Genomic DNA, 22,449 nt, shown 5'->3' with positions numbered 1-22,449 from the left:
CCATGCGCCCCGAACATCCCGTCGTCCTGATCACCGGCGCGTCCAGCGGCTTCGGTGAAGCCATGGCCCGCGCGCTCGCCGCCGAAGGCTTCCACCTCGCCCTGGGCGCCCGCCGCCTGGACCGCGTCCAGGCCCTGGCGGAGGAACTGGCGGAGGCCCACGGGGTGAAGACCTACGCCGCCGCTGTGGATGTCCAGGACAGCGCCAGCGTGGACGCCTTCACGGCGGGCGCGGCCCAGGCCCTGGGCGGCATCCACGTCCTCATCGCCAACGCCGGCCTCGCCAGCGGCACCTTCAAGATGTGGGAGACCCCCGACGCGGACCTGGAAGCCATGGTCCGCACCAACATCGAGGGTGTGGTGAAGACCGTCCGCGCCGGCCTGCCGCACCTCCGCAAAGCGGGCTGGGGCCACGTCTTCTTCATCGGCTCCGTGGCCGGCCACCAGCCCTACGAGGGCGGCAGCGTCTACTGCGGCACCAAGTTCGCCGTGAAGGCCATGGCCCAGAGCCTGCGCCTCGAAGTGAACGGCGAGCAGATCCGCGTCACGTCCGTGGATCCCGGGATGGCGGAGACCGAGTTCTCCACCGTCCGCCTCAAGGACGACAACAAGGCCGAGGCCGTCTACAAGGGCGTGAAGCCCCTCAGCGCCCACGACGTGGCCGAGTGCGTGCGCTGGTGCCTGATGCTCCCCGATCACGTGAACATCGACCAGATGCTGGTCAAGTGCGTGGACCAGGCCTCCGCCCAGAAGGTGCACCGCCGCGCCTGAGATCGGCGGCGATCAGGCACCCAAAACGCATTCTCGCCATCAAGACACGAAGAGCACCAGGAGCCTCGTCGAAACCTGACCTGGCCTTTCTTGGCGCCCTTGGTGTCTTGGTGTCTTGGTGGTGATCTTTAGCTCTTTCGCGGTTTCCCGCCTCATCAGCTCCGGCTCAGCCGCCGCGCCAAAGGCAGGGACGCGGCCACCGCGAGGGCCCCGAGGGCCCACCCCGCCCGATAGCCCGAGTGGCCGATGACCCAGCCCAGGGCGAAGCTGCCGAGGCCGATGCCGGAATCGAACGCGAACAGCAGCGCGCCGAACGCCGAGCCGCGGCGCTGGGGATCGGCCGATTCCAGGAGCTTCGCGTTGATGAGGGTGTGGATCATGCTGTAGCCTGCGCCGTAGACCAGGGCGGAGGCGACGTGCCGTAGCGTCCCGCCGGGAAGAAGCGCCAGCAGCACCAGGCCCCCCAGCGCGGTGCTCAGCATCGCTGGAAGCAGGCGGATGGGACGCGTCCCGAAGCCCCGGCGCAGCATGATCACCCGCATGAGCACCATGCCCAGCGCCATGCAGGAGAGGAAAGCCGAAGGCAGCGGCAGTCCCAGGGCCAGCCCCTCCTGCGCCGTGTAGCTCCCGAGCGCGCCGTAGCCGAGGGCCACGCAGAAGAACACCAGGCTGGGAATCAGCACGGCCTTCCCGGGCCACTGGAAGCCCTTCGCCCGGCCGTGGGGATGATCCTTGGGAAGAACGCTGCCCAGCGCACCGAGCAGAACGAACAGGGCCGCCAGATACCATCCGATGGGCGCGAAGCCCCACCGCTGCTGGATCCACAGTCCCAGGACGGGACCCACGATGACGCCGCCGGGGCTGGCCAGACCGTAGAGGCTGAGGCCGTCCGCCCGCCGATCCTCCGGCAGCACCTGGGACAGCGAGGCCATGGTGGCCGTGAGAAGTCCGGACCACACGATGCCGTGGGGGAAAGCCAGGACGTAGAAGCCCCAGCGCACGGACAATCCTCCGTAGGCCCCCAGGAACAGGGCGAACAGCAGCGCCGAGACCACCACGAGGCGGCGGTGGCCCAGACGATCGCCCAGGGCTCCCGTGAACAGGGCCCCCAGGGCGCTTCCCGCGGTGAAGAGACTCATGAACCGGCCGCTTTCCGCGAGGCTCGCCCCCAGTTCGCGCAGCCGCAGCGGCACCGTGGGAAAGAGCTGGAACGCCGCAAAAAACGTCACGAACGTCAGAGCCCAGACGAGCAGGAAACCGCGAGTGAGGAGGCGGGGTCGGGACATGGGCGATTCAGCTCTGAGCCCGGAGGGCGAAGAAAAACGTCACGAACGTCAGGGCCCAGACGAGCACGAAGCTGCGAGTGAGAAGGCGAGGTCGGGTCTGGGAAAGATCCTTCATCCTTCCAAGATGGCAGAGGGCTCCGGCGCGGTCGCCCCGCCGGTCTGCGCGATGCGGCGGGCCACGGGCACGGCCAGGAGCATCACCCCCGCGCCGACCGCCCAGCCCCTGCGGAACCCGCCGTGCTCCATGATCCAGCCGAGCCCGAGCGCCCCCAGCGCCGTGGCGGCGTCGAAGGCGAAGAAGAAGGCGCCGGTGGCCGCCCCCCGGCGGTGGGGCGGCGTGGTCTCCATCAGGTGGGTGAGCATCAGGGTGTGCACCATCCCGTAGCCGGCGCCGTAGACCAGGCCCGCCGCCACGTGCCGGCCCAGGTCCCCAGGCAGGAAGGCCAGCAGCCCGTAGCCCCCGGCGGCGAGGGCCGCCATGGCGGGAAGCAGCGCCACGGGGCGCCGGCCCATGCCCGTCAGCGCGAGCAGGCCGCGGATGGCCATCATCCCCAGGGCGAAGCAGGTAAGGAAAGCCGAGGGCCAGGCCAGCGCGAGGACCTTCGCCTCCTGGGCGCTGTACGGCGGAAGCGGCCCGAAGCCCAGGCCCAGCAGCATCATTCCGGCGACCGGCCCCCACACGTGGGGATCGGGCCGCTGGAACAGGCGCGGGGCCTCGATCTCGCGCGGCGCCTCGGCCGGAAGCACGCCGATCAGCAGGTGCAGCGACAGGAAGACGCCCGCCAGCAGGATCAACATCCAGGAGAAGCCCACGCGCGGCATGAGCCACAGCCCCGCCAGCGGCCCCACCGCCACCCCTGCGGGACCGGTCAATCCGAACAGCGACAGCCCCTGGGCGCGGTGCTTCAGCAGAAGGATCCCGCCGACCTTGGCGACGGAAGCGGTCCGCAGCGCCGACCACAGCAGGCCGTGGAGGGGCGCCAGGACGTAGAACATCCACCGCACGTCCAGGAACGCGTAGGCCACCAGGATGCCCACCACCGCCAGGGACGCCGTCCGCAGTACCCGCCGCGGGCCCAAACGATCGGCCAGGGGCCCCGTCACGAGGGCGCCGAACCCCGAGCCCAGCATGAACGCGGTCTGGAAGCGCCCGCTCTCCGCCAAGCTGGCGCCGAACTCTCGCAGGCGCAGGGGCACCACGGGAAAGAGCTGGTAGCCCGCGGCGAACACCAGAAAGTAGAACGCGCAGACCACGAGAAAAGCCCCCGTCAGGAACCCGGCCCGCTCCGATTCGCCCGCGTCATGCACCTTCCCAGGATCGCACGCCGTCGGCGCGCGGCGCCCTCGCTATCCTGGGGATCCCCTTCCTTCGAGGTCCGCATGCAGATGGAACAGTTCCATTCCGAGGCCGAGCGCATCCGGAAAGGTGGCTCCGCCAAGGCCCACGAGAAGAATGCCGAGGCCGGCAAGCTCTTCGCCCGGGAGCGCATCCGCCTGCTGGTGGACGAGGGCAGCTTTGTGGAGGACGGGCTGTTCGCCAACGCGCTCCAGAAGGATCTTCCGGCGGACGGCGTGATCACGGGCACGGCGCTGGTCGGCGGCCGGCCCGTGGCGCTGATGGCCAACGACAGCACCATCAAGGCGGGCAGTTGGGGCGCCCGCACCGTGGAGAAGATTATCCGCATCCAGGAGACGGCCCTCCGGATGAAGGTCCCCATGCTCTACCTCGTGGACAGCGCGGGGGCGCGGATCACGGACCAGCTCGACATGTTCCCGGGCCGCCGCCACGCCGGGACCATCTTCCACATGGAAGTGGCCCTGTCGGGCCTCGTGCCCCAGGTCTGCCTGCTGTTCGGACCGTCCGCCGCCGGCGGCGCCTACATTCCCGCCTTCTGCGACGTGGTGGTGATGGTGGAGGGCAACGCCAGCATGTACCTGGGCTCGCCCCGCATGGCCGAGATGGTCATCGGCGAGAAGATCAGCCTGGAGGACCTGGGCGGCGCGAAGATGCACTGCTCCGTCAGCGGCTGCGGCGACTTCCTGTGCAAGACCGAACAGGAGGCCATCGACCTGTGCCGGCGGTACCTGGCCTATTTCCCCGCACACTGCGAAGCCGCGCTGCCCCTGGCCGATCCGAAAGCCGTATCGCCGAAGGCCAAGCCCCTCGGCGACCTCGTGCCCCGCGACATCAACTCGCCCTTCCAGATGAAGGACTTCATCGAAGGCCTGGTGGACGAAGGCAGCTTCCTGGAAGTGAAGAAGCTGTTCGCCGGCGAGATCATCACCGGCCTGGCGCGGCTGGACGGCCGGCCCGTGGGCATCCTCGCTAACCAGCCGCGGGTCAAGGGCGGCGTCCTGTTCGTGGACAGCGCGGACAAGGCCACGCGGTTCATGACGCTGTGCGACGCCTTCGGGATCCCCCTGGTGTTCCTCAGCGACGTGCCCGGCTTCATGATCGGGAGCGCCGTCGAGAAACAGGGCATCATCCGCCACGGCGCCAAGATGATCAGCGCCATGGCCGGATGCAGCACCCCGCGCTTCTGCGTGGTCGTCCGCAAGGCCTACGGCGCGGGCCTCTACGCCATGAGCGGACCCGGCTTCGATCCTGACGCCACCCTCGCCCTGCCCACCGCCAGCATCGCCGTCATGGGCGCCGAGGCCGCCGTGAACGCCGTTTTCGCCAACAAGATCGCCGAGAAGCCCGAAGACGAGCGCGCCGCCTACGTCCAGCAGCTCCGGGACGAATACAACGAGGACATCGACCTGAAGAAGCTGGGCGCCGAGCTGCACGTGGACGCCATCGTGGACCCCGCGGGCCTCCGCGCCGAACTCGCCGCCCGCCTCGCCCGCGCCCGCCGCCGCGATCCATGGCCGCTCAAGCGGCGGAGCGTCACACCCGTCTGAAGCCCGCCTCGGGCGCGCTATTCTTTTCGCACCCCCCAGGAGACCCCATGTTCCGTCGCGTGGACGACTTCAAGACCATCTGGCAGCAGGAGGCCGACAAGACCCTGGCGGTTTTCGCGGCCATTCCCGACGCCGCCGCCCACCAGGCAGTGGATCCCCAGCACCGCGACCTGCGGCGGATGGCGTGGCACCTGGTGGAGACGGTCCTGGAACTTCCGCAAAACCTGGGACTCAAGGTCAAGGGTCCCGTGGAACTGGGTTCTGACGGGTTCATCGCCCCGCCTCCGCCGACCATGGCCGAGATCATCGCAGCCTACCGCGCGGTGAGCGATTCCCTGCTCGATCATCTGGGAAGCTGGAGCAACACCGAACTGGGGCGGAACTTCACCCTCTACGGCGAAACCTGGACCGGGGCCTTCGCGCTGTTCGTCCTCGTCACCCACCAGACCCACCACCGCGGCCAGATGACCGTCCTGATGCGGCAGGCGGGCCTCCGCGTGCCGGGCCTCTACGGCCCCGCCAAGGAGGATTGGGCCGGATTCGGGATGGAGGCTCCGCGGGTCTGATCCCCGGGTCCAGAAGCCCACCGAAACCATTCTTGGATCGTCTGTCGGAGGCTCCCGTGCTGTTCCGTGCGCTTGTGCTGTGCTGCACCGCTCTGTGCCTGGATGCCGCCGTCCCGTCGTTCCGAAAGGTCGGCCAGGGTCCCGGTGTCCTGCTGATCCACGGCTTCGGAGGGAACAAGGAGGTCTGGGCGGGGGTGACCGGCGAGTTGGCTCGGGATCACACGGTTCTGAGCGTCGACCTTCCGGGAAGCGGCGGAACGCCCGGACCCGCAGTGACGGACGGTCGCGCGGACATGGGGGCGATCGCGAAGGACCTGGCCGCCCTGGTCCGCAAGAAAGGGCTCGTGCCGTGCCTGGTGGTGGGGCACTCCATGGGAGGCCCCCTCGCGGCCCGCGCCGCCCTCGACGATCCCAGCGCCTTCCGCGGCGTGCTGCTGGTGGATAGCTTCCTCGGCGCCGTCCCGGAGGCCTACATGGAACCGCTCGCCGTGGCGCTGGCGAAGGATCCCGCCCCGGCCCTGACGGCCTTCTTCGGCCGCATGACCGCCGGTCCCGCCCAGACCCAGCGCCTCGTGGCCGAGGCCCAGCTGGTGCCCACGCCGGCCCTCCAGGCCTACCTGCGGGCCATGACCCGGGATCCCCTCGCCTCGCGCCAAGCCCAGCTGCGCTTGCCCGTGCTCCACCTGGCGGCGGGCCCCCGGGAGGCCGATCCGGCCAAAGAGGCGGAAACCCTCGCCCAATATGGATTCAAGGGCCTGCCAACCTTCCGGGCGATCCATGTCCCCTCTGCCAGGCACTGGATCATGTGGGATGCGCCCGAATCCTTCCTGACGGCTCTCAGGGCCTTCGAGGCGGGGCTGGGACGCTGATCCTTAGGCCGGCTTCAGGTTCTTGAGCAACGCCAGCTTGCTGTCGAAGCGGGACTGCATGTCCGGCAGCGACCACTTCCGCGCCTTCTCCAGGGCCTTGATGGCGTCCTTGGTCTGGCCCTGGGCCAGGTGGATCCGGGCCTGGACCAGGTAGAACTCGGGCTCCTGCGGAAGCAGGCGGATGGCCTGCCGGATGCGCTTGTCGGCCTCGGCCCAGTGTTCGTCCCCCAGCGCTTCCTCGGCCAGGAAGGCATTGAAGAAGGGATCGCGCTTGCGGATCTCCAGTCCCTGCTCCCGGAAGGTCTGCGCCTCCGCATCCCGCCCCTGGGCCCGCATCAGGCTCTCCAGATTCCCGCAGGGAGCGCCATCCCGGGGATCGGCCTCCAGCGCCTTCCGGAAGGAGGCTTCGGCTTCGGCATCGGTCCCCTGGGTGCGCTGGACCACGCCCAGGATGTTCCAGCCCACTCCCAGCCCGGGATCCACCTCGATGGACCGATGCGCCGCCTGAAGGGCCTCCTCGGGCTTGCTCTCCGCCAGGAGCTCCACTGCGCGGTTGCTGTAGAAGAGCGCCTCCACGCGCCTGGGCTCCAGGTACGCGATGAGCTGCGCCCCTTTCCGCACCTCCGGCAGGAAATCCGCCACCAGCTCCTGCCCGATGGTGCCCCCCGCCACGACGGCGACCACGTGGCGCTCGTAGCGGACGGTGCTTCCGACCCGGCGCCAACGACTGATCCGCAGGGACTCGCCGTAGCGGGCCTCCAGCCCGATGGACCGGCAGGCCGCCACGTAAAGGGCCGTCAGGCTGAGGCAGTTGGCCTTGCGGTCCCGCCAGGTCTCCCGCGGCGTGCGGGTATAGGCGTTGTCGTATTCGATGCCCAGTCCGCCTTCTTCCTTCGGGGCGAAGAAGGACCGCAGCAGGACCGCGACTTTCCCGGCGTTCCCCTGCTGCCCCAAGGTCCGCTGGCGGGTGTAGGCCGCCAGCTCGGGCGGCGGCTCGAAGGGATCTTCCGCCCCCGCCAGCAGGACGGCGCCGAGGAGGAAAGGAAGGACGCGACGGAGCACGGACCACCCCCGGGACCACGATAGGCCTACGGACAGGGAATTCAACGGCTTATGCGATCCTGGGAAAGGAGGGAACCATGCCGAAGCCAACCGCCGTCGTCTGCGCCTATTCCAGCGTCGGGACCGCCGCGCTCGAGGGCCTGCTGGAGGCCGGCGTCGACGTGAAGGCCCTCTATACCTATGCCCAGGGACCCGACGAACAGTGGTTCACGCCCCCCGCCGCGGTGGCCGAAGCCCACGGCATCCCCATCCACATGGCGCCCTCCTTCAATGAGGAGGCCGTCTTCCAGGCCATCCGCGGGCTGCGGCCCGACTTCCTGTTCAGCTTCTACTTCCGGGAGATGATCCAGGCCCGGTTCCTGGACGTGCCGCGACTGGGCGCCTACAACCTGCACGGCAGCCTGCTTCCCCGCTACCGGGGGCGGGCTCCCTTGAACTGGGTGCTGGTGAAAGGGGAGGCCGAAACCGGCGTCACGCTCCACGCCATGACGCCCAAGCCCGACGACGGCCACATCGTCGCCCAGGCCCACCTGCCCATCGAGTGGGACGAAACGGCCCTCAGCCTCACCCTGAAAGCCGCGGAAGCCGGCCGAAAGCTGGTGCGCGAGGCCCTTCCGGGCCTGGTGGACGGCTCCACGTCTCTCGTCGACCAGAGGACCCTCGGCCCCTCCAGCTATTTCGGAGGGCGGAAGCCCGCGGATTCCCGGCTCGACTTCGCCATGACCGTCCAGGAGGCCTTCGACCAGATCCGGGCCGTGGCCGATCCTTGGCCTAATGCCTTCCTGGAGACCCCCGACGGCACCGTCCGGATCGCCTGGGCCCTGCCCGCCGTTGCGTCCTGCCCCTCCGGCCATTTCCGAAGCGATGGCGAGGGCGTGCTGGTGGGCTTCTCCGACGGCGCCCTCAGGCTCCACGCCCTCCGGGCCGACGGCGTGAGGACGGATCGCCCGAGCGAGCACGTCGCGATTCTGCGGAACCTCAGGCTTCCGGAGGCCTAAACGTCGAACGCCAGCCCGGGGAAACCGGAGCTGGCGTTCGCATGGAGCCCGCAGGAATCAGGGACGGGCTGCGGGGGCATCGACCACGCCCGTTTCCAGGCGGATCTTCTCCACGGGCTGGGGCGTCTTGACCTCGATCTCCACGCGGCGATTGCGGCTCTGACCTTCGCGCGTGGCGTTGTCCGCCACCGGCTGGTCGGGGCCCACGCCCTCGGTGGTGATCTTCGCGGCGGGGATGCCCGACGCCACCAGAATCTTGGCCACGGACTTGGCGCGGCGGAGGGAGAGAGTCTTGTTGTGGGCCTTGCTCCCCAGGCTGGACGTGTGGCCCGTCACTACCAGGGTGTAGTCGCCGGGATAGGCTTTGAGCTGCTTCGCCACCGCCTGGATGGCGCCCTCGGCTTCCACTCCCAGGGCATCGCCGTTGTTGGGGAAGTGGAGCACCGCGTCCCCGAGGATGATCTTCGCGGGCAGGGGCGCGGGTTCGGGGGCGACCACCAGCGCAGGGGCAGGCACCACGGGAGCGGGCTCGGGAGCCGGCGGAGGCGCGGGAGCCACGACCGGTTCCGGCGCGGGGGCCGGAGCGGGCTCAGGAGTGGGCGGAGCCGCAGGCACCACCGCAGCCGCCACGGCAACGGGGGCGCCCCACCGCACGCCGAATCCCACCAGTGCCTGGAATTCCTGGCGGCGGGTGGAAGTCTCCACCGTCACGGCGCGCACTTCGAGGCTGCCGAGTCCCTGGGAGCCGAACAGGACCTGGGTCCCCACGCCGGCCATCAGGTTCAGCCGGGTGGTGGCACGATCCGTCAGGGACAGAGGACTTTCCAAGCGGGAAGCACCGGCCCCCGCCCGCAGGAAGGGAATCCAGCGACCCGTCGCCAGGAAGGGCCGGAAGAGGGCCGTGGCGTCGAGGTGATCCTCCTTGGCCTTCCACAGGTTGCCTTCCCGCTCCAGCCGGGCGTTCAGGTAGCTGAGTTCCCATCCCCAGCGGGGAGAGACCCAGTGGCCGATGCCGAGGCCGAAGCCAGTGGCGTCCTTGACGCAGGCCGAGTTCTCCTGGGAGAGGAAGGCCCCCTGGACCTGTGCCCAGCCGAAGCGCTCCAGCGGCGGGGCCGGGTCCGCCGACAGCGGCAGAGCGGCGAGACAGGACAGGACAATCAGGTTCTTCATGGGAATTCCTGGGAATCGAAAGAGTGGTCCGTCGGAAGGATCAGTTGCAGCTCACGCCGTCGAGGTAGGCATAGCCGCCGTGGCCGCCCTGGTTGCAGTCAGCCGCCATGATGAGAATTCGGAGGTTGTGTCCCTTCCGAGCGATGAGGTTGGCCAGGGTGACTTGCTGCCAGTTGATGCCATACCACTGCGTGGCGCCGGCACCGTTCCCGGGAATCCATCCCGGATAGCTGGGATCATTGGCATAGAAGTGCTTGTAGTAGACCACTTCAGGAATGCCCCCACTGGTGACACTCATGTCCTCCACCAGGATGTCCACGAAGGGCTGCTGGTCGGCACTGTGTCCCGCATTCTGCATGACGGCGGCCCAGAAGAAGCTGAGCTTGGGCCAACTCACGTCCATGGGCACGGTGATCGTCTGATAGAGGCGGCTGATGTGGGCCCCCGTCGCCGCGTTGTTCACACGGAACGCACTGGTGCCGTCGTAGACCTGCGAGATGGAGGGCACATTGGCGTCATTGCCTACGTTCACAATGGCGCTATCGACGCTGCCACCAGTCCAACTGATCGCATAGTTGTTGAGATCGCCGGAAGGATTCCACGACACCGAAGCGGGATAGCCTATACCAGAGTTCCCACCCTGCTGAAGAGTCCAGGGATTGGTGGATCCTGATTCAAAGCAGATGTTGGGGAACCAGGGCGTCCGTCCCGTCTCCTTCGCATTGAACTCCGTATAGCCCGTCGACGCGAAGGTGGGATCGCAGGGATTGGCCGTGGTCTCCAGGGAGATGCGGGTGCCGTAGGGATCCGCCAATGCGGGAATCGTGAAGCTGAAGGCCCCGGAGGAAAGTGCGACCGGAGTCTTGGCGCCGCCGTTCTGGCTCCAGTAGATGTGGCTCGCGTTAATGTCCCCGTTGGTGACCGAACCGCTGACCGTCACGTTGGAGGCACTCGGAACACTGTAGGTACCGCTGGTGGGCGTCGTCACCGCGGAGACGTCCGCGACGGCGATGGTGGCGTAGGGCGGGTTCGTCCAGCCTTCGTTGGTGCCGTTGAACACCCGCTCATAGTCGGACAGGCGGTGGATGCTGGTCTGGCCATCGAAAGCGTACTGAGTGAAGGTGGGCACGTAACCGGCGGCGCGATCGTAGGAAGTGAAGGCTCCCGTGCCGCTGTTCCAGGTGATGGTGAGGGGCATTCCGGGATAGTTGGGATCGAGCACCCCGAACTTGTTCGTGGAAAGGTCATAACCGGTGATGAGGGTGGCCATGGCGTTGTCCGTCGCGGGACGGGCTTCGCTCATGAAGAAGATCTGGGGCTGACCGGTGACCCGCAGGCCGGTGATGAGCGCCAGGCCGGTCTGGACGTTGGTGAGGGAATAGGCGCCCTGCGTCCAGAGCTGGTTCCAACTCTCCAGGGTGCCATTGCCCAGGCGGCTGATGAGGGCGCGGGCGTTGACGTCGTCCGCCGCGGAATTCGCAACGCCCTGGAGGAACTGCGAGAAGAGTCCGGCGTTCCCGTTGGAGCTCTTCTTGAAGTTGAAATACCAGGAGGCGAAGGAGCTCATGCCAAGGCCCGCGCTGCCGGGGATGTCAAAGACACCCTGGTTGGGCTGGAACCAGCTGTCCGTCCCGTTGGCGAAGCCGAGGCTCTGGGTGGAGAGGGCACCGCTGAGGCCGGGAATGGCGAGAACCGCGTACTGACCGGGCAGGAGGGTCGTGAAAGTCACGAGGTGGTTGGTGGTATCGATGGACTTGAAGCCCGTGGACACCCACTTGGCGTAGGCAGGGTCCCAATAGAAGGGCACGGGGAGGTCGCTGCCCGAAAGGGAGCTGTTGTCGTAGGGCAGCGTGACGGTGATGGGAATCCGGAAGGGATAGCCGACCGTGCTGCTGAAGGTCCAGGGATCGGACACGGCGATCACGCCCGTGGCGAGCGACCCGGGAAGCGACTGGCCGACCTCGCGGGTGACGGTGAGGGTGGTGGGATTGCATACCGCCGAGCCCTGGTTGGGCACGGTCACGGTGAGGCCATTGAGAGGATCACTGGGGTTGTTGACGGTGGTAGTGGTTCCCCCACTGGGGACGTTGATGTCGACGGAATTCACTGGAGCGTTCACCACCGTGACGACGGCCGTGCGGGTCAGCGTGGCGCCCGCGGAATTCACCACCGTCAGCGTGTAGGTGTAGGTGCCGGTGCCGGAATAGACGCCGGTGGGAATACCACCGCCGGACGTGACTGCACCGATGCTCTGATCCACCGTCCCGGTTCCGCCGGAGAAAAGCGGCGTGAGGGAGGAGGACTGGCCCACCGACACGAGGGAGGGGTTCGCGGAGAACGAAGCCGACATCGCCTGGAGCACGGTGATGGACAAGGTCTGGTTCACGCCGCCGGCCGTATTGGTGGCATTGATGGTGACCGAGAAGGAACCCGACGCCGTGGGAGTCCCGCTGATGACGCCCGTATTGGGATCGAGGGTCAACCCCGGCGGAAGACTGCCGCCCCCCACCGTATAGCTGCTGGGCGTTCCGCCCGAAGGCGAAGGGGAATTCTGCGGAATGGCGAATCCGGAGGTATACGTGACGGGAGTGGCGTAATTCACGGAGGTGGGAGCCGCCACATTGATGGTGTAGCTCGCATTGCCCGTCGCCGTGCGCGTTCCGTTGGTCGCGGTCACAGTGAAAGCGTAGGTACCCGGCGCAGTGGGGATCCCCGTGATGGTGCCGTCGGCATTCAGGGTCAGGCCGGTCGGGAGGGTACCGCTGGTCACCGCATAGGTGGTGCTGACGCCGGGTGTGGCGTTGCCGATGGTGGGCGACTGGGCGGCGATCATGGTGTTGGCGGGGAAGGTCTGGGGCGTGGTGTAGCTGACCGTCAATGCCGCGGCGGGCGTGACGGTGTAGCTCGAGGAAGCGAGGGCTGTCCGAGCGCCATTGGTGGCGGTCACGGCGAAGCTGTAGACGCCGGGAACCGTGGGCGTCCCCGTGATGCTCCCGTCGGCATTCAGCGTCAGCCCTGCGGGCAGAGCCCCGCCAGTCAGCGCATAGGTGGTGGTCAGGCCGGGAGTTTCATTGGCGACGCTGGGAATCTGCCCCGTGATGAGCGTTCCCGCCGTGAAGGTCTGAGGCGTGGAATAACTTGCAGCAAGAGCCGCTGCAGGGGTCACGATATAGGTGGGGCTGGCGGTGGCGGTGCGGGTCCCGTTGGTCGCCATGATGGTAAAGGCGTAGACGCCGGCTGCCGTCGCGGTTCCCGTGAGGGTGCCATCGGCGTTGAGCGTCAACCCGGCCGGCAGAGCCCCGGAGGTCACTGCATACGTGGTGGTCACTCCCGGCGTCTCATTGGCGACGCTGGGGCTCTGGGCGGTGATGGGGGTTCCGGCCGTGAAGGTCTGGGGCGTGGTGTAGCCCACCGTCAGAGCCGCCGCAGGAGGCACCACGAAGCTCAGCGTCGAAGTCGCCGTTCGGCCTCCATTGGTGGCGGTCACGGTGAAGTTGTAGACGCCGGGGGTGGTGGGCGTTCCGGTGAGGGTGCCGTCGGCGTTCAGCGTAACTCCCGGAGGCAGGGTGCCCGAGGTCACGGCGTAGGTCGTGGTCAGTCCGGGAGTGGGGTTGGTCACGGCGGGCGCTGGGAGGCTGATGGGTCCGCCGGCCGTGAAGGGGCCAGGGGTGCCGTAGTCCACCGTCAGAGGCGCGGCGGGAGTGACGATGTAACTCGGAGTGATGGCGGCCGTCCGGGCGCCGTTCGTGGCGGTCACGGTGAAGCTGTAGACGCCGGAAGTGGTGGGCGTGCCGGTGATGGTGCCGTCGGCATTGAGCGTCAGGCCCGCAGGCAGCGTGCCGGAGGTCAATGCATACGTGGTGGTGAGTCCGGGGGTGACATTGCCCAGGGTGGGCGCCTGACCGGAAATGGCCGTCCCGGCGACGAAGGTCTGGGGCGAGGGATAGCTCACGGTCATCGCGGATGCGGAGGTCACGATGTAGGTCTGGCTGGAAACCGCAGTCCGGGCCCCGTTGGTGGCGGTCACGCTGAAGGTGGACACGCCCGGCGTGGTCGGCGTGCCGCTGATGGTGCCGTCGGCATTCAGCGTCAGTCCAGCGGGCAAGGTGCCGCCCGATACCACGAAGGTGGTGACGACACCCGGGGTGAGGTTGGTGAGGGTCGGCGCCTGGGCGGAGATGGCCGTGGCGGCGATGAAGGTCCGCGGAGTGGGATAGCTCAGCGTGACGGCGACGGTCGGAGTCACGATGTAGGTGACGCTCGACTGGATGGAGCGGCTGCCGTTGGTCGCCGTCACCACGAAGGTATAGGAGCCGATGGCGCTGGGCGTTCCGGTGATGTCGCCGGTGGAGGGGTTGAGCGTGAGTCCCGCCGGGAAGCTGCCCGAAGTGACGGCATAGCTGCTGGTGATCCCGGGAGTCTGATTGATCAGGGTGGCGGGCTGGGTGGGCACCGCGGTCCCCACGAGGAAGGTGCGGGGCGTCCCATAGGCGAGACCCAGGCTGCCGGCGGGGGTAATGGTATAGGCGAGCGTCTCCGAAGCCGTGCGGGCCCCGTTGGTGGCTGTCACAGTGAAGGAATAGATGCCGGGAGCGGTGGGCGTTCCCGTGATGCTGCCATCCGCGTTCAGCATGAGACCCGCGGGCAGGGTCCCCCCCGTCACGGCGTAGGACGTGCTGATGCCAGGCGTCCCCTCCACCAGGATCGGGGCCTGGGGATCGATCGCCGCTGCGGCGGGGAAGGTCTGGGGCGTGGGATATTCCACGACCAGCGGCAGCGAAGACGCGACGACGATCTCGATGGTCTGGGTGGCGACGTTGGCACCGTTGGTCGCCCGGATGGTGATGGCGTAGACGCCGGGCGCGGTCGGGGTGCCGGTGATCCGGCCCGTGGCCGGGTCCAGCGTCAGACCGGGGGGAAGGGTTCCCGACACCACTTCATAGAGCGCCGGCGTTCCCCCGGAGGGATTGGGCGGATTCACGGCGATGGCCGTGCCCGTTCCGTAGGTATTGGTGGGCTGATAATTCAGCCCCATGATGGGGGTCGCCTTGTCGCAGTCGGCGCACCACGAGCTGCTCGTGCAGCCGAGGGATCCCACCACCGAAGCGGAAAGGGCCAAAGCGAGAGTCAGCTGCAGGGGTTTGGCGGGAAAACGCATGGGGTGCTCCTGGACGTAGCGCAATGCATCTCGATCGGAAAGGCCGTAGGACTTTTTTAGTTTGGGTAATTCGGGATCACCTTTTCCTCACACTTTCTCACAGGCAGAACGCCAATCTTCGCGTTTACTGCGTTTATACTGAAGAGGTAAGAGTCAGGATAGAAAACGGTAAAATACCGTGATGCCCCGCAGGCCCTCCCGCCCGAATAAGAGAGAGATTGGTACACTTCAGAACGGCCCGGACCAGGCCCAGCGATGGAAGAGCCGGCCATGATGACCTCCCGCGAACCTCAACCCGATATCTCCCGCCCCACTCCGGACCAGGAGCTGTCCGTGGTGGTCTGCGAGGACCACGCCCTCACCCGCCATCACCTGGTGGCGGGACTGGGGACCTATCGCATCCGGGTCCACGGCGTGCCCGATGGCGCGGCGCTCACGGCCTATCTGGCCTCGCACGACCCCGACATCCTCATCCTGGACATCGGCCTTCCCGGCGAAGACGGCTATTCCATCGCGGCCCGCCTCCATCGGGAGCGCCCTCATCTCGGGATCGTGATGCTCACCGCCCGGGACCAGATGGACGACCGGATCCAGGGCCTGGACTGCGGCGCCGATCTCTACTTTACCAAGCCGGTGGACCTGCGCGAACTGGTCTCGGCCATGGGGGGCCTCCAGCGGCGGCTCCGATTGAATCGATCGGCCCCGGCCTCTGCCGACTGGCAGCTCGACGTCCTGCGATCCGCCCTGCGGACGCCTTCGGGAGCCAGCGTGGCGCTCACCGACAACGAACTCCGCTTTCTGGCCCCTCTCTTCCAGGAACCGGGAACCGTCATCCCGCGGGAGCGGCTGTCCCGGGCGCTGGAGCAGGTTCCGGACATGTACGCCATGCGCCGGATGGAAACCATGCTCAGTCGCCTCCGCGCCAAAGTCCGGAAGGCCAGCCCCGACGTCCCCCTTCCGATCCAGGCCCGGCACGGCCAAGGCTATGCCTTCGTCGGGGAAGTTCCGGAAGCCTGCGAAACCGCCCGATAGCGCCCCAGCCAGGCGGCCTTTCCCTTTCCGTTATCCTGGGCTCTTGCCTCACGCCAGGAGCCCGCATGGGAAGCGTCATCACAGGAACGGGGATCGGCCTGCCTCCGCACGTCGTCACCAATGAGGCCCTGTCCCGACTGATGGATACCTCGGATGAGTGGATTCGCGTCCGCAGCGGCATCGAGGAGCGGCGCTATGCCGACCCCGGCCAGGGCTCGACGGATCTGGGCGTCCTCGCCGCCAGCCAAGCCCTGGCCGATGCCGGCCTCCGGCCCGAGGACATCGACGCGGTCATCTTCGCCACCATGACGCCGGATTACCTCCTTCCCGGCAACGGTCCTCTGCTCCAGGCAGCCCTCGGGCTCCCGAACATCCCCACCTTCGACCTCCGCCAGCAGTGCAGCGGATTCCTCTACGGACTGGAGCTGGCGGACGTGCTCCTCCAGAGCGGTCGGTACCGCCGGATCCTGCTGGTGGGCGCGGAGGTGCATTCGCCCTTCATGCCCTGGCACCTGGGATGGGACACGCTCATCGGCCGCTCCCCGCGCGAGATCACCGACGCCGAACGCGCCGAGAACACGCTGAGCCGGGACCGGACGGTCCTGTTCGGGGACGGAGCGGGGGCCGTGGTGATCGAAACCCGGGAGGAAGGCACCGGCCTTCTCAAGACCCGCCTCTTCACGGACGGCACGGGAGCGGGCGTCCTCACCATGACGGGCGCCAGCTTCAAGCGGCGGCCCTTCGTCACGCCCGAGCAGATCGCGGCGGGGGAGACCCTCCCCTTCATGGCCGGGAAGGACGTGTTCAAGTCCGCGGTCACCCTCATGCCCCAGGCGGTGCGGGCGGTCTGCGCGGAGGCGGGCGTGGCCGTGGAGGAGCTAGACCTGGTCCTGGTCCACCAAGCCAACCTCCGGATCATCGAAGGCGTCCAGAAAGCCCTGGGCCTTCCGCCCGAAAAGGTCCCGCACAACATCGAGCGCTACGGCAACACCACCGCCGCGACGCTGCCCATCCTGTTCCACGAGTGCAGGGAAGAGGGAAAGATCCGGCCGGGAATGCTGGTGGCATTCACGGCCCTGGGCTCCGGCCTCCACTGGGGCGCGGCGCTCTACCGCGCCTGAGTCCCGGCATGACCTTCCATCTGGAAACCCTGGCGGCAGCCGCTTTCACGGTGAGCGTGGCCCTCGTCCTGGCGTTCACGGCCATGGGCGCCTTCCTGGGGGATCAACCGGGCCTCCGGAAGTGGATCCAGGCGCTGTGGCTCCTCGCCGGCGCCACCGTCCTCCTCGGCCTGCGCGGCGCGGTGCTGGACGCCGTGCCCGTCGTGGCGGGCAACGGGCTGGTGTGCCTCGGCAACGCGTTCACGTGGCTCGGCGTCCGGGAGTTCTGCGGCCGCCCGGGGCGCCGCCGAGTCTCCGTGGCGGGGATTCTCGCCGTGTTTCTCGGCATCCAGGCCCTCTTTCTGTGGGGCTGGCCATCCATCGAAATCCGCACCCTCAACGTCATCGTGACCTGCAGCCTCTGGAGCCTCGCCACGGCCTGGACCCTCCACCGCCACGCGCCCAAGGGACTGGCCGCCAGCACGCGGCTGGTGTCCATCCTGTTCCTGGCGGACGCCTGCCTGGGAGCGGGCTTCTTCGCCGCCGGGCTGATGGCCGCGAGGCCGGGGCACGAAAGTCTGCTCCACGGCATGCACATCGCCCAGTATTTCGTCGCCCTGATGCTCGGGCCCTTCGAGTCCCTGGGGCTGGCGATCCTCCTCAGCCACCGCCTGGTGGAGGAGCTCCGCCGGACGGCGCGGACGGACGGCCTCACGGGGCTTCTCACCCGGCGGACCCTCGACGCCGAAGCGGAGAAGCTGCTGCGGACCTGCCGACGACAGGGCATTCCCTGCGGCATCCTGATGGCCGACCTGGATCACTTCAAGGACTTCAACGACGCCCACGGCCATGGCGGCGGAGACGCCGCGCTCCGCCACTTCGCCGCCCTCGCCGGCAGTCAATTGCGCCCTTCGGACCTGTTCGGCCGCTACGGGGGGGAGGGTTCTGCATCCTTCTGCCGGGAGCCGACGAGTCCACGGCGCTCGTCGCCGGCGAACGGCTGCGGGAGCTGCTCGCGCGGCAACCGGTGGCGTGGAATGGGGCGGCCATTCCCCTCACGGTCAGCCTCGGAGTGGCCGTCTACGAGGGTCACGGCCCCGCGGACTATCCCACCCTCCTCGCCGCGGCGGACCAGGCCCTGTACCGCGCCAAGGCCGAAGGCCGGAACCAGGTGATGGGAACGCAGACCTTTTCCTTCGCCGAATAGGACGAAATCCGCCGTACCATGCTCCCAAATCCCCGGAGCTCCTCATGCGATCCCGTTCCCTGGCCCTCGGCGTCCTCCTGGCGTCGGTCCCTTCCCTTATCCTGTGCGCCGGCACCGCCAAATCCCCCAAAAAGAACACCGGCACCATCCGGAGCGCCAAGGAAGCCAAGGCCATCGCCGAGCGTGAGACCGGGGGCCGGGCGGTCACGGCCCGCCGAATTCCGCTGAATGGGGCCTCCGGCGGCTGGGAGGTGGATCTCCGCGTCCCGGGCGAAACGCGCGGCTGGCGGTGCGTCCTCGACTCGGATACCCGGATGGTCCACAGCAAGACGCGGATCGACCAGCCGGGCGGAAGCCGGGAAGAAAGTCCGATCCGGTCGCTCCGGGGAACCCGGTAGACCGCCGATCCCCGCGGGCCGTTCGCCGGTTTTTCCGCATCGGGCCCCTGCGCCCCTTGAAGGGCCCCCTAGAATCGTACATGTGGCCGATGCCACAGGGAGAACCACACATGGGTCTGATGGACTGGGGCAAAGCCCAATTCCTCGACATTCTCGAATGGCTGGACGACTCCAACGACACGCTCGCGTGGCGCTTCCCCATGCGGGGGCAGGAGATCCAGAACGGCGGCCAGCTCGTGGTGCGGGAGGGCCAGGAGGCCGTCTTCGTCAACGAAGGCCAGCTCGCGGACGTGTTCAAGCCCGGCACCCACCGGCTCACCACCCAGAACCTGCCCGTCCTCGCCACCCTCAAGGGCTGGAAGTACGGCTTTGAGAGCCCCTTCAAGAGCGACGTCTACTTCATCTCGACGAAGCTCTACAACGACCTGAAGTGGGGCACGTCCAATCCCATCATGATGCGGGACGCCGATTTCGGGATGCTGCGCATCCGGGCCTTCGGGATCTACTCCATCAAGGTGGTGGACAGCGCCACCTTCATCCGCCAGCTGGTGGGCACCAACGGCGTCTACACGGTGCCCGACATCTCCGAGCAGCTCCGCAAGACCATCATGAGCCGCTTCACCGATGCCCTGGGCGAGGCCAAGATTCCCGCCCTCGACCTGGCGGCCAAGTACGACGAGATCTCGGACCTGGTGCGCCAGCGGCTCCAGGACGAGTTCAAAACCATGGGCCTGGAGCTGTCCAAGTTCTTCGTGGAGAACGTCAGCCTCCCCGAAGAAGTCGAAGCCATGATGGACAAGCGCACCGGCGTGGGGATGATGGCTCCCGTCATGGGCGCCTACACCCAGATGCAGGTGGCCGACAGCATCCCCCTCGCCGCCCAGAACCCCGGCGGCGTCGCCGGCCTGGGAATGGGCATGGGCGTGGGCTTCGGAATGGGGAACATGATGGGCCAGCAGATGGCCGGCGCCCAGCAGCAGATGGGGCAGCAGACCTTCCCCGCCGGAAGCTCGACCGCGGCGGCGGCACCCGCAAAGTCCCTCAAGGAGGAACTGACGGACCTCAAGGAGCTGTTCGACGGGCAGCTCATCAGCCAGGCCGAGTACGACACCCAGCGGACGGCGGTTCTCAAGAAGCACGGAATGGGTTGAAGACCCCCAATTCCACTCGGTTCCGGGGCGGCGCGAGCCGCCCCGGCCGTTTAGGAACTCATTCCCCGCGGTAGTGGGGCTTCCGCTTTTCCCGGAACGCGGCCAGCCCCTCGAGCCGGTCCCGCGTCGGCAGCACCTGGGCGTAGCATTCCCGCTCCCAGGCCAGGGCGGCGTCGCGGTCCAGGTCCATCCCGCGGTCCACGGCCCGCTTGGCCATCCGCAGGGCCACAGGACCATTGGGAAGGATCTCCCGCGCCAATTCCAGCGCCGCGGCCAGGGCCTCGCCCGCGGGCACGACGCGGTCTACGATGCCCAACCGACCCGCAGCCTCGGCATCCAGGCGCCGGGCGGTGAAGATCAGCTCCTTGGCGCGCGCGGCGCCGATCAGCCGCGGGAGACGCTGGGTGCCGCCCGCTCCCGGGATGATGGCGAGCGAGGTTTCCACCAGTCCCAACTTCGCGGCCGAACCCGCCACCCGCAGATCCGCCGCCAGCGCCAGTTCCAATCCCCCGCCGAAAGCGGCGCCTTCCAGGGCGGCGATCACGGGCATGGGCAGGTCTTCCAGCTCCGTGAAGGCGTCGCGCAGGCCTTGGACGAAGGCCGCGGCCTCTTCCGGGGACATCTCCGCTCGCTCCTTGAGATCCGCCCCCGCGCAGAAGACGCCGGAAACCAGGCTATGGGCGAGAACGATCCGGACAGCGGGATCCGCGCGAAAGCCCGCGAGGGCCTGCCGGAATTCGGCCAGGAGCTGGCGGCCCAGCGCGTTCTTCGCCGCCGGACGGTCGAGGCCCAGAAGAACGATCCCCGCGTCGGCTCCCGCCAGGGCTTCGACCCGGATTTCCATCACGAAAGCTCGACGATGGGATCCCCCTCGTTCAGGAACTGGTCGGCCTTCACGGAGACCTTCTGGACCGTTCCCTCCTGGGGGCTGCCCACGGGGATCCGCATCTTCTCGGCATCCAGCATTCCGCGCACGAAAAGCCTCACGAAAGTTCGACGATGGGATCCCCTTCATTCAGGAACTGGTCGGCGGCCACGAAGACCTTCTGGACCGTTCCATCCTGGGGACTGCCCACCGGAATCTGCATTTTCATGGACTCGATGATCACCAGATCCTGGTCCTCGGACACGGCATCGCCTTGCGCGACGCAGACTTCCAGGACTTTGCCCGCCATTTCGGCTCGCACCACGGCCATCGGTCACCTCTTCGCAGACGATGGCCCAGTCTAGCCCGCTATTCGTCCTTGTCGGAGTCGCCGATCACCACCAGATCGTCATCCTCGTAGGCGAAATCCCCCTCTTCGATGAGGACTTCCCGCACCCTTCCGCCCTCGGGAGCGTTGATGTAGAAGGAGGTCCGGGAGACGTCCGTCCCCTCCAGGATCATCAGGGGCTCGTCCTCCTCCACTTCCTGGCCGGGCCGGACGAGAACGTCCACCACATACCCCGGCCATTCCGCCCGCACGATCATGCTGCCCCCTTCCGCCTTGCCGCGACCTTGGCCGGGAGAGTATGGCGGCCCCGCGCCCGGCGCAAGGGTTGGAACCCGTTCTTTTCGTCACATCTGCTCTCTGGGATACTGGAGGGCTTGGAGGAAGGCATGGCTGTCGCCTGTGGCATCGTGGGTCTACCCAACGTGGGAAAGTCCACCCTTTTCAATGCCCTCACCCGCGCGGGCGCGGCGTCGGCCAACTATCCCTTCTGCACCATCGAGCCCAACACCGGCGTCGTGGACGTGCCGGATCCGCGCCTGGCGGCCCTCGCCGACATCGTGAAGCCCCAGCGCATCCTGCCCGCGGCCCAGGAATTCGTGGACATCGCGGGCCTGGTGCGGGGCGCCAGCAAGGGCGAGGGGCTGGGGAACGCCTTCCTGGGCCACATCCGGGAGACGGACGCCATCGTGCAGGTGGTGCGCTGCTTCGAGGACGGAAACGTCACCCACGTGGAGGGCGGCGTAAACCCCGAGCGGGACCTGGGGATCATCGAAACCGAGCTGGTGATCAAGGATCTCGATGGCGTGGAGAAGGGCCTGGAGCGGCATCGCAAGGTGGCCAAAACCGGCAACAAGGAATCCCAGGCGCTGGTGGTCGTCCTGGAGCGCCTCTACGCCGCGCTGAACGACGGGAACTGGGCCAGCACCGCGGGCCTCTCCGCGGAGGACCGCGCCCTCGTGAAGTCCTACGGCCTGCTCACCCTCAAGCCCACCCTGTTCGTGGGGAACATCGGGGAAGAGGACATCCGGAACCCCGAAGGCAATGCCCACTACCGGAAGCTCCAGGAACTGGCCGCCGCGCGCCACGCCCCCTGCATCCCCATCTGCTCCAAGCTGGAAGCCGAGATCCAGGATCTTCCGGAAGAGGACCGTCCCCTCTTCCTGGAGGAAGCCGGGCTGTCGGAGCCGGGCCTCAACGTCCTGATCCACGCCAGCTACGACCTCCTGGGACTCCAGACCTACTTCACCGCCGGCGTGAAGGAGGTTCGCGCGTGGACCATCCGCAAGGGCGACACGGCCCCCCAGGCCGCGGGCGTCATCCACACGGACTTCGAGAAGGGCTTCATCCGGGCCCAGGTCATCGCCTACGACGATTTCATCCAGGCCCGGGGGGAGCAGGGCGCCAAGGACGCAGGAAAGATGCGGACCGAGGGAAAGGAATATGTCGTGAAGGACGGCGACGTGATGCACTTCCTGTTCAACGTCTGAACTCATTCCGCCCTCTCCCGCACCCGATCTCTTGGAAAGCGGGTAGGAATCGATGAATCAGCCCAAATCGAGCGGTG

The 22,449-nt window shown here is 67.7% G+C and carries 19 protein-coding genes and 1 pseudogene; 11 read left to right on the top strand and 9 right to left on the bottom strand.

Features of this window, described 5'->3' with window-relative positions:
- Positions 1-2: 2 nt before the first annotated feature.
- A complete protein-coding gene (locus RAH39_RS04380) occupies positions 3-770 on the top strand; it encodes an SDR family NAD(P)-dependent oxidoreductase (protein ID WP_306591588.1) in 768 nt (255 codons plus the stop codon).
- 155 nt (positions 771-925) lie between these two features.
- Here RAH39_RS04380 and RAH39_RS04375 read toward each other — a convergent pair whose 3' ends face one another.
- On the bottom strand, positions 926-2,056 hold the full coding sequence (locus tag RAH39_RS04375) for an MFS transporter (protein ID WP_306591587.1): 1,131 nt from the start codon (positions 2,054-2,056) through the stop codon (positions 926-928).
- Between the two features lie 111 nt (positions 2,057-2,167).
- Positions 2,168-3,364, bottom strand: a complete 1,197-nt coding sequence (locus tag RAH39_RS04370) for an MFS transporter (protein ID WP_306591586.1) — start codon at positions 3,362-3,364, stop codon at positions 2,168-2,170.
- Between the two features lie 72 nt (positions 3,365-3,436).
- Here RAH39_RS04370 and RAH39_RS04365 point away from each other — a divergent pair, with 72 nt between their 5' ends.
- From RAH39_RS04365 to RAH39_RS04355, 3 genes are read left to right on the top strand one after another with little or no spacing between them, the layout of a single operon-like run.
- Positions 3,437-4,960: an acyl-CoA carboxylase subunit beta gene (locus RAH39_RS04365; RefSeq protein WP_306591585.1), complete on the top strand. Its 1,524-nt coding sequence runs from the start codon at positions 3,437-3,439 to the stop codon at positions 4,958-4,960.
- Between the two features lie 47 nt (positions 4,961-5,007).
- Positions 5,008-5,526, top strand: a complete 519-nt coding sequence (locus RAH39_RS04360; RefSeq protein ID WP_306591584.1) for a DinB family protein — start codon at positions 5,008-5,010, stop codon at positions 5,524-5,526.
- Positions 5,527-5,582: 56 nt separating this feature from the next.
- Positions 5,583-6,395: an alpha/beta fold hydrolase gene (locus tag RAH39_RS04355; RefSeq protein ID WP_306591583.1), complete on the top strand. Its 813-nt coding sequence runs from the start codon at positions 5,583-5,585 to the stop codon at positions 6,393-6,395.
- Between the two features lie 3 nt (positions 6,396-6,398).
- On the opposite strand, the gene RAH39_RS04350 is transcribed toward RAH39_RS04355, so the two are convergent.
- Positions 6,399-7,457, bottom strand: a complete 1,059-nt coding sequence (locus RAH39_RS04350; RefSeq protein WP_306591582.1) for a transglutaminase-like domain-containing protein — start codon at positions 7,455-7,457, stop codon at positions 6,399-6,401.
- A 77-nt stretch (positions 7,458-7,534) separates the two neighbouring features.
- On the opposite strand from RAH39_RS04350, the gene RAH39_RS04345 reads away from it, so the two are divergent.
- Complete coding sequence (locus RAH39_RS04345; RefSeq protein ID WP_306591581.1) at positions 7,535-8,455, top strand: formyltransferase family protein; 921 nt, start codon at positions 7,535-7,537, stop codon at positions 8,453-8,455.
- Between the two features lie 57 nt (positions 8,456-8,512).
- Here the strand turns inward: RAH39_RS04345 and RAH39_RS04340 are convergent, their stop codons facing one another.
- Both RAH39_RS04340 and RAH39_RS04335 read right to left on the bottom strand, forming a co-directional pair.
- A complete protein-coding gene (locus tag RAH39_RS04340) occupies positions 8,513-9,625 on the bottom strand; it encodes an OmpA family protein (RefSeq protein WP_306591580.1) in 1,113 nt (370 codons plus the stop codon).
- 40 nt (positions 9,626-9,665) lie between these two features.
- A complete protein-coding gene (locus RAH39_RS04335) occupies positions 9,666-14,783 on the bottom strand; it encodes a beta strand repeat-containing protein (protein WP_306591579.1) in 5,118 nt (1,705 codons plus the stop codon).
- Between the two features lie 270 nt (positions 14,784-15,053).
- On the opposite strand from RAH39_RS04335, the gene RAH39_RS04330 reads away from it, so the two are divergent.
- From RAH39_RS04330 to RAH39_RS04310, 5 genes and pseudogenes are all read left to right on the top strand, one after another.
- Positions 15,054-15,815, top strand: coding sequence for a response regulator transcription factor (locus RAH39_RS04330; RefSeq protein ID WP_306591578.1), 762 nt, complete (start codon positions 15,054-15,056; stop codon positions 15,813-15,815).
- Positions 15,816-15,880: 65 nt separating this feature from the next.
- Complete coding sequence (locus tag RAH39_RS04325; protein WP_306591577.1) at positions 15,881-16,936, top strand: 3-oxoacyl-ACP synthase III family protein; 1,056 nt, start codon at positions 15,881-15,883, stop codon at positions 16,934-16,936.
- A gap of 8 nt (positions 16,937-16,944) precedes the next feature.
- Positions 16,945-18,122 (top strand): annotated as a pseudogene (locus tag RAH39_RS04320) (GGDEF domain-containing protein).
- Positions 18,123-18,166: 44 nt separating this feature from the next.
- On the top strand, positions 18,167-18,520 hold the full coding sequence (locus RAH39_RS04315; RefSeq protein ID WP_306591575.1) for a hypothetical protein: 354 nt from the start codon (positions 18,167-18,169) through the stop codon (positions 18,518-18,520).
- Positions 18,521-18,630: 110 nt separating this feature from the next.
- Entirely contained in the window at positions 18,631-19,671 is a 1,041-nt protein-coding gene (locus tag RAH39_RS04310; protein WP_306591574.1) for an SPFH domain-containing protein, read from the top strand.
- A gap of 58 nt (positions 19,672-19,729) precedes the next feature.
- Here the strand turns inward: RAH39_RS04310 and RAH39_RS04305 are convergent, their stop codons facing one another.
- Genes RAH39_RS04305 through RAH39_RS04290 form a run of 4 tightly spaced genes read right to left on the bottom strand, consistent with a single transcriptional unit; the run spans position 19,730 to position 21,142 of the window.
- Positions 19,730-20,515, bottom strand: coding sequence for an enoyl-CoA hydratase-related protein (locus tag RAH39_RS04305; protein WP_306591573.1), 786 nt, complete (start codon positions 20,513-20,515; stop codon positions 19,730-19,732).
- A complete protein-coding gene (locus RAH39_RS04300) occupies positions 20,515-20,658 on the bottom strand; it encodes a biotin/lipoyl-containing protein (protein WP_306591572.1) in 144 nt (47 codons plus the stop codon). The genes RAH39_RS04305 and RAH39_RS04300 overlap by 1 nt, the downstream gene beginning before the upstream one ends.
- On the bottom strand, positions 20,655-20,867 hold the full coding sequence (locus RAH39_RS04295; RefSeq protein WP_306591571.1) for an acyl-CoA carboxylase biotin carboxyl carrier protein subunit: 213 nt from the start codon (positions 20,865-20,867) through the stop codon (positions 20,655-20,657). Before RAH39_RS04295 ends, RAH39_RS04300 begins: the two co-directional genes overlap by 4 nt.
- A 38-nt stretch (positions 20,868-20,905) precedes the next feature.
- Positions 20,906-21,142 (bottom strand): acyl-CoA carboxylase biotin carboxyl carrier protein subunit, encoded by a 237-nt coding sequence (locus tag RAH39_RS04290; protein WP_306591570.1) that lies wholly within the window; start codon positions 21,140-21,142, stop codon positions 20,906-20,908.
- A gap of 129 nt (positions 21,143-21,271) precedes the next feature.
- Here RAH39_RS04290 and ychF point away from each other — a divergent pair, with 129 nt between their 5' ends.
- A complete protein-coding gene (gene ychF / locus RAH39_RS04285) occupies positions 21,272-22,372 on the top strand; it encodes a redox-regulated ATPase YchF (RefSeq protein ID WP_306591569.1) in 1,101 nt (366 codons plus the stop codon).
- The last annotated feature ends 77 nt before the right edge of the window (positions 22,373-22,449 follow it).

It is taken from the genome of Geothrix sp. 21YS21S-4 (assembly GCF_030845995.1).
Classification (GTDB): Bacteria; Acidobacteriota; Holophagae; order Holophagales; family Holophagaceae; genus Geothrix.
Note: the sequence above shows the minus strand (reverse complement) of the source record. Positions and strands in the feature narration are given on the sequence as shown.

Bases quoted from the DNA above. Each gene is read 5' to 3' on its own strand.
- RAH39_RS04365 (WP_306591585.1), top strand. From the start codon at position 3,437: ATGCAGATGGAACAGTTCCATTCCGAGGCCGAGCGCATCCGGAAAGGT.
- RAH39_RS04325 (WP_306591577.1), top strand. From the start codon at position 15,881: ATGGGAAGCGTCATCACAGGAACGGGGATCGGCCTGCCTCCGCACGTC.
- RAH39_RS04375 (WP_306591587.1), bottom strand. From the start codon at position 2,056: ATGTCCCGACCCCGCCTCCTCACTCGCGGTTTCCTGCTCGTCTGGGCT.
- RAH39_RS04340 (WP_306591580.1), bottom strand. From the start codon at position 9,625: ATGAAGAACCTGATTGTCCTGTCCTGTCTCGCCGCTCTGCCGCTGTCG.
- RAH39_RS04330 (WP_306591578.1), top strand. From the start codon at position 15,054: ATGATGACCTCCCGCGAACCTCAACCCGATATCTCCCGCCCCACTCCG.
- RAH39_RS04335 (WP_306591579.1), bottom strand. From the start codon at position 14,783: ATGCGTTTTCCCGCCAAACCCCTGCAGCTGACTCTCGCTTTGGCCCTT.
- ychF (WP_306591569.1), top strand. From the start codon at position 21,272: ATGGCTGTCGCCTGTGGCATCGTGGGTCTACCCAACGTGGGAAAGTCC.
- RAH39_RS04305 (WP_306591573.1), bottom strand. From the start codon at position 20,515: ATGGAAATCCGGGTCGAAGCCCTGGCGGGAGCCGACGCGGGGATCGTT.
- RAH39_RS04360 (WP_306591584.1), top strand. From the start codon at position 5,008: ATGTTCCGTCGCGTGGACGACTTCAAGACCATCTGGCAGCAGGAGGCC.
- RAH39_RS04315 (WP_306591575.1), top strand. From the start codon at position 18,167: ATGCGATCCCGTTCCCTGGCCCTCGGCGTCCTCCTGGCGTCGGTCCCT.
- RAH39_RS04295 (WP_306591571.1), bottom strand. From the start codon at position 20,867: ATGGCCGTGGTGCGAGCCGAAATGGCGGGCAAAGTCCTGGAAGTCTGC.
- RAH39_RS04345 (WP_306591581.1), top strand. From the start codon at position 7,535: ATGCCGAAGCCAACCGCCGTCGTCTGCGCCTATTCCAGCGTCGGGACC.
- RAH39_RS04380 (WP_306591588.1), top strand. From the start codon at position 3: ATGCGCCCCGAACATCCCGTCGTCCTGATCACCGGCGCGTCCAGCGGC.
- RAH39_RS04310 (WP_306591574.1), top strand. From the start codon at position 18,631: ATGGGTCTGATGGACTGGGGCAAAGCCCAATTCCTCGACATTCTCGAA.
- RAH39_RS04290 (WP_306591570.1), bottom strand. From the start codon at position 21,142: ATGATCGTGCGGGCGGAATGGCCGGGGTATGTGGTGGACGTTCTCGTC.